Below are 5289 nucleotides of genomic sequence, written 5' to 3' on the forward strand. Positions count from 1 at the left end.
ATCGCGCTGCTGCTGTCGCACTTCCGCGTCACCGACGTGGCGTTGCGGGTGGTCGGCGTCGGCAGCGTGGGAACCCGGTGCTTCCTGGTGATCCTGGTGGGCCCCAACGGCACCCCGCTCATCCTGCAGATCAAGGAGGCGACCCGATCGGTGCTCGACGAATACGGCGGCTGGCCTCAGCCGGCCATGCTGGGCGCGGCCGTCGAGGCGAAGGGCCAGGGCATGCGTGTCGTCGACGGCCAGCGAATCCTGCAGGCGATGTCGGACGTGTTCCTCGGGCCGACCCGCAAGGACGGGCGTGACTACTACGTCCGACAGTTCCATGACATGAAGGGCACCATCGACACCGAGGGCATGGCGGCCTCCACGTTCAGCGACTACGTCGCCGCCTGCGCGGTGCTGTTGGCGCGCGCCCATTCGCAGAGCGCGAACGCGTCGTTGCTGCGCGGCTACGTCGGCGCCGGCGACATGGTGCAGGCCGCGGTGGCCGAATGGTGTTACGCCTACGCCGACAAATCGCTCGACGATTTCCACCAATTGAAGGCCGCGGCCGCGGCCGGCGACATCGAGGTCGCCGCGGATCCCGCCCGGTAACGCGGACCGCCCGTCCCGGTCCCAGACAGCTGATTCGGCAGAAAGGCGGCGGCAGTCGATGCGAAGCCGCGCGGCCATCCTCTACGAGTACGGCCACCCGTGGACGGTCGAGGAGTTCGAGCTGGATCCGCCGAAGGCGGGCGAGGTGATGGTGCGGCTGGCGGCCACCGGGCTCTGCCATTCCGACGAACACATCCGCCAGGGGAAGCTGGCCGCGCCGCCGGAAACGTTGCGCGCCCTGGGATTACCCGCCATGTCACCGACGATCGGTGGGCACGAGGGCTCCGGCGTGGTCGTCGATGTCGGGCCGGGCGTCGCCGGGTTCGCGCCGGGCGACCACGTGGTGACCTCCTTCGTCGCGGTGTGCGGCCAATGCCGGTGGTGCGCCTCGGGGATGCAGTACCTGTGTGACATGGGATCGGGAACGTTGTCGCCGGGCATGCCGACGGACGGCACCTTCCGCCATCACACCGTCGACGGGCGCAACCTCGGCCACGTGTCGAAGATCGGCGCGTTCGCCGAACACACTGTGGTGGCGGCCAACTCGCTGGTGAAGATCGATCCCGACCTTCCTCTGGTGCCCGCCGCCCTGCTGGCCTGCGCGGTCCCCACCGGGTTCGGGTCGGCCGCCCGGCGGGCCGGCGTGCGCGGCGGTGACACCGTGGTGGTGGTCGGCACCGGCGGGATCGGCACCGCCGCCGTCCAGGGCGCCCGCATCAACGGGGCGGCCCGGATCGTCGCGGTCGACGTCAGCGACTTCAAGCGCACCTCCGCCCTCACGTTCGGCGCGACCCACACCGCGGCGACAGCCGCGGACGCGGTCGAGCTGGTCCGCGACCTGACCCGCGGTGTGATGGCGGACGCGGTCGTGGTCTCTCCCGCCGTCATCGGCGAGGCCGACGTCGGGACCGCGCTGGCGCTCACCCGCAAGGGCGGCACCTGCGTGCTGACCGGGCTGCCGTCGCCGGCGTTGGGTTCGATCGCCGTCGCGCTGCAGGACTTCATCCTGATGAACAAGACGCTGTGCGGCACGGTCTTCGGGTCGTGCAACCCCAGGAGCGACATCGCGCTGCTGGCCACGTTGTACCAGTCGGGTCGGCTACTCCTCGACGAGATGATCACCAAGCGCTATCGGCTCGACGACATCAACGCCGCCTACGCCGACCTGACCGCCGGCCGCCTGATCCGCGGGGTCATCGACTTCGGCCTGGGACAGTAGCCAGTCTCGCGGTCGCAGCCGCCAGGTGCGGCGGGCGTACTCCAGCTCGGTGTAGGGCCACTGGGTGACGATGCGGCCGGTGGGCGAGCGGAAGTAGCTGTCGCACCGGGTCCAGATGGTGCGCTCCAGGTCGGCGGAAAGCTGTTCGTTGTAACGCTTTTCGGCCTCGGGTCGCACGTCGAGGTAGCCGCCCTTGCGTGCGATCCGGCTGACCGCGCTGGCGACGAGTCGCGCACCCGCCTCGAGGATGTAGACGATCGAGTTTCCGCCCTGGTTGGTGTTGGGGCCATACAGCATGAAGAAGTTCGGGAAGCCGCTGACCGCGACGCCCAGGTACGCACTCGGGTCGTCGCCCCATCGCTCGTGCAGCCGGCGTCCACCGATCCCGATGACGTCGATGCCGGACAGATAGCGCGACGTCCCGAACCCGGTGGCCAGCACGATCGCGTCGACGTCGACCGCGCGTCCGGCCGACGTGACCACCGACGATCCGTCGATGCCGTCGATGGGGTCGGTGATCAATTCGACGTTGTCGCGCTGCAGCGCCCGGTAGAAGTCGTCGCCCAGCAACACTCGCTTGCAGCGGAACGGGTAGTCGGGCGTCAGCTCCCGGCGCAGCCGCTCGTCGGCGACGGTGCGCTCCAGGAACGACGTCGCGACGTGCGTGCGCGCGTCGATGACGGGGTCGTCGGCGAAGGTCGCGGTGTTGTCGTGCTGGAACTTCCAGATCTGCCAGCGGGTGCGGCGGACGGCCAGTGGGTTGCGCCGAAACCTTGCCAATTCCGTTGCGCTGTAGGGGCGGTCATCCTTGGGCACCATCCACGGCGGCGTGCGCTGGAAGACGCTCACCCGGTCGGCGATCTTGGCCAGTTCGGGGACGGCCTGCACCCCGCTGGCGCCGGTGCCGATGACGGCCACCCGCTTGCCCGCCAGGTCGACGCCGTGATCCCAGTGCGCGGTGTGCATGAGCGTGCCGGTGAAGTCGGCCAGTCCCGGAATGTCGGGAAGCCTTGGGGAGCCGAACAACCCGACGGCGCACACGACGACGTCGGCGGTCAGGGTGGATTCGCGCCCCGCCCGGTCCAGCCGGCAATCCCACGCCACGCCGTTCCAGCGGACCGAGCGCACCCGGGTGCCCAGCACCAGGTGCCGGCGCAGGTCGAAGTCGTCGGCGACCGACTCGAGATAGGCCAGGATCTCGGGCTGCCGCGCGTAGGTACGGGTCCAGGATTTGTTGGGCGCGAACGAGAACGAGTAGAGGTGGCTCTGGATGTCGCACGCGGCGCCGGGATAGGTGTTGCGCCGCCAGGTGCCGCCTACCCCGTCGTCGCCCTCGATGATCACCAGGTCGTCGATGCCGGCGCAGCGCAGCGCGACGGCGGCGGCCAGCCCACCGAAGCCGGCACCGATGATCGCCACCTTGGGCGGGCGCCCGCGGCGGGGCGCGGCCCGCAGCCGGCCGAGACTGTAGCGCCATCGGGCCCGCCGGCTGGTCACCGCCCGGCCTCGCCGCCGCGAATCAGGTAGCCCTCCAGACGACCGTCGCCCCGCCACTCGCGCAGCAGGTCGGCGTACTCCGTGGGCGCGCCGAAGAAGAAGCTGCCTTGTCGGGTCTTGTTGTCCGCCTTGCCCTCCCGGTTGTAGTAGCCGGGGGTGCACGTTTGTGCGCGTTCGGCGCTGGCAGCCGACCGGGCGACGACCGTGTCGACCCAGGCGGACTCGGCGGCGGGAGCGGCCTCGACTTCGCTGACCCCGTGCTCGAGCGCCCACGCGATGATCCACGCGGCGTGGGTAGCCTGCACGTCCAGCAGGTAGGGAAAGTTCACCGTCAGACCCGCCTGCGCGATGCTCTCGATGAAGCAGTTCGGGAACTTCGTCGTGCACAACCCCTGGAAGGTGCGCACCCCGTCACGCCAGTGTTCGGTCAGCGACACCCCGTCGCGGCCGATCAGCTCGAAGCCCGTCCGACGGCAGTAGTCGGTGCCCACCTCGAAACCCGTTGCGAAGATGAGGCAGTCGAGCTCGTAGGGCACGCCGTCGACCACCACACCCGACTCGGTGATGCGCTGCACGCCACGGCCGCGGGTGTCGACCAGGGTGACGTTGTCGCGGTTGAACGTCTGCAGGTATTCGTCGTGGAAGCAGGGTCGTTTGCAGAAGTACCCGTACCACGGCTTGAGCGCCTCCGCGGTCGACGGATCGGCGACGATGCCCGCGACCCGCGCCCGGATTTCCTCCATCTTGGCGAAGTCCGCGATCTCGATGTCGCGGCCACGTTGCGCCGGGTCGACGACGCCGTCGCCGTCGTGGCGCATCACCGGCAGCTTGCGCGTGATGCTCGTCCAGGCGTCGTCGACCAGGTCTTCGTCGGCCTGGCCGCCGGCGGTGAGGATCTGGAAGTTCTCGATGCGCCTGCGCTGCCAGCCCGGCCGTAATGTGCCGGCCCACAGGGGATCCGTCGCACGGTTGGCCCGCACGTCCACCGACGACGGCGTGCGCTGGAAGACGTGCAGCCGCCGCGCCGCCCGGGCGAGGTGCGGGACGCATTGGATCGCCGTGGCCCCGGTACCGATGATCCCGACGCGCTTGTCGGCGAGGTGCTCCAGGTTCTCCCCGGTGTAGGCATAGTCCCACCGGCTGGTGTGGAACGCGTGGCCGCGAAACGCGCCGAGGCCCTCGATGCCGGGCAGCTTGGGTTTGGCCTGGTAGCCATTGGCCATGGACACGAACCGGGCCCGCATCTCGTCGCCGCGGTCGGTGCGGATGATCCAGCGCGATCCTTCTGCATCCCAACGTATCTCGCGTACGTCGGTGCTCAGGCACGCTTCGCGGTAGAGGTCGTAGTGCCGGGCGATCCGCTGGCAATGAGCGAAGATCTCCGCCCCCTTGGCGTACTTTTCGGTCGGCAGGTAGCCGAGTTCCTCCAGCAGCGGCATGTACACGTAGGACTCGACGTCACAGGCGATTCCCGGGTACCGGTTCCAGTACCACGTCCCGCCCACGTCGGCCGCCCTGTCGATCAGCCGCACGCTGTCGACACCGAGCTGACGCAGCCGCACCCCCGTCAACAGCCCGCCGAACCCGGCGCCGATGATGGCCACGTCGACCTCGTCGGTCAGCGGCTCGCGGTCGAAAGTCCCGTCCGTCCAGGGGTCTTCGGCGAAGTGGGCGAAGGCCCCGGTCGTCTCCACGTACTGCGCGATGCCGTCCGGGCGCAGGCGACGTGCGCGCTCTTCGGCGTACCTGCGTCGCAGCGCGTCGACGTCGAATCCCACGCCAACGGTTTCAGTCACGGACACGATCCTCTCGCGCGCCCGACTATATAATCAATCGCTTGATCACATCAAGGGTCCTGTCGCAGCTTTCTCCGCCTGCCCGCAGCTACTGCAGGCCCCGGGCCGAGCAACGTTCCCCGGATCAACTTCTTCGCCGCGGCCAGCGCGGCGTGATAGTCCCGGGGCGGGGACGTGGCCGCC

At 69.4% G+C, this 5289-nt stretch carries 4 protein-coding genes; 2 read left to right on the top strand and 2 right to left on the bottom strand.

Annotated elements, in window-relative coordinates:
- Positions 1 to 594 (top strand): DUF2252 family protein (locus A5713_RS04555; RefSeq protein ID WP_156751745.1); only part of this gene is annotated, 594 nt, incomplete at its 5' end.
- Positions 595 to 652: 58 nt separating this feature from the next.
- Positions 653 to 1813 carry an NDMA-dependent alcohol dehydrogenase gene (locus tag A5713_RS27295; protein WP_082972783.1) on the top strand — a complete coding sequence of 387 codons (1161 nt, stop codon included), beginning with the start codon at positions 653 to 655 and terminating at the stop codon, positions 1811 to 1813.
- Here the strand turns inward: A5713_RS27295 and A5713_RS04560 are convergent.
- Together A5713_RS04560 and A5713_RS04565 are read right to left on the bottom strand one after the other, a co-directional pair.
- A complete protein-coding gene (locus A5713_RS04560; RefSeq protein WP_068092978.1) occupies positions 1694 to 3310 on the bottom strand; it encodes an NAD(P)/FAD-dependent oxidoreductase in 1617 nt (538 codons plus the stop codon). The genes A5713_RS27295 and A5713_RS04560 overlap by 120 nt on opposite strands.
- The gene (locus A5713_RS04565) at positions 3307 to 5106 is read right to left on the bottom strand and encodes an NAD(P)/FAD-dependent oxidoreductase (protein ID WP_067920521.1); all 1800 of its coding nucleotides are present in this window, start codon (positions 5104 to 5106) and stop codon (positions 3307 to 3309) included. Before A5713_RS04565 ends, A5713_RS04560 begins: the two co-directional genes overlap by 4 nt.
- Positions 5107 to 5289 lie beyond the last annotated feature (183 nt).

Source organism: Mycobacterium sp. E2497, assembly GCF_001668695.1.
GTDB lineage: Bacteria > Actinomycetota > Actinomycetes > Mycobacteriales > Mycobacteriaceae > Mycobacterium.

What these genes read in the sequence shown, in the direction of transcription:
- A5713_RS27295 (WP_082972783.1), top strand. Translation starts at nt 653, where the DNA reads ATGCGAAGCCGCGCGGCCATCCTCTACGAGTACGGCCACCCGTGGACG.